The 860-nt window shown below is 59.1% G+C and carries 1 protein-coding gene; it reads right to left on the bottom strand.

Translation table 11 applies throughout. The features are described from left to right. Nucleotides 1-860 (bottom strand): elongation factor Tu (locus ACR0DO_RS19485; RefSeq protein ID WP_480561098.1); only part of this gene is annotated, 860 nt, incomplete at both ends.

Genomic DNA, 860 nt, shown 5'->3' with positions numbered 1-860 from the left:
TCTTCCTTGGTCAGGATGTAGGCTTCGGCTTCGAACTTGGTGTGCGGTGTAACCGAACCCGGCTTACACAGAACCTGGCCACGCTCAACGCCTTCACGGTCAACACCACGCAGCAGGGCGCCGATGTTGTCGCCCGCTTCACCGCGGTCCAGCAGCTTGCGGAACATTTCAACGCCGGTGCAGGTGGTTTTCGAAGTGTCGCGAATGCCGACGATTTCGATCTCGTCGCCAACGTTGATCACGCCACGCTCGACACGACCGGTCACAACGGTACCACGGCCCGAGATCGAGAACACGTCTTCGATCGGCATCAGGAACGGCTGGTCAACAGCACGCTCAGGGGTGTCGATGTACTCATCAACAGCCGCCATCAGTTCCTTGATCTTCTCTTCCCCGATTTCCGGGTTGTTGCCTTCCATCGCGGCCAGAGCCGAACCTGCAACGATCGGAATATCGTCGCCGGGGTATTCGTAGCTGGACAGCAGTTCGCGAACTTCCATCTCAACCAGTTCCAACAGCTCTTCGTCGTCAACCTGGTCAACTTTGTTCAGGAACACGACCATCTTCGGGATGCCAACCTGGCGGCCCAGCAGGATGTGCTCACGCGTTTGGGGCATCGGGCCGTCAGCTGCGTTCACAACCAGGATCGCGCCGTCCATCTGCGCCGCACCGGTGATCATGTTCTTGACGTAGTCGGCGTGGCCGGGGCAGTCAACGTGCGCGTAGTGGCGGTTGTCGGTCTCGTATTCCACGTGGGCGGTCGAGATGGTGATGCCGCGCGCTTTCTCTTCCGGCGCACCGTCGATTTGGTCATACGCTTTGAAGTCACCGAAATACTTGGTGATCGCTGCGGTCAGCGT

It is taken from the genome of Ruegeria sp. AM9, from assembly GCF_056540565.1.
The sequence above is the reverse complement of the archived record's forward strand: the minus strand, read 5'-3'. Positions and strand labels throughout refer to the sequence as shown.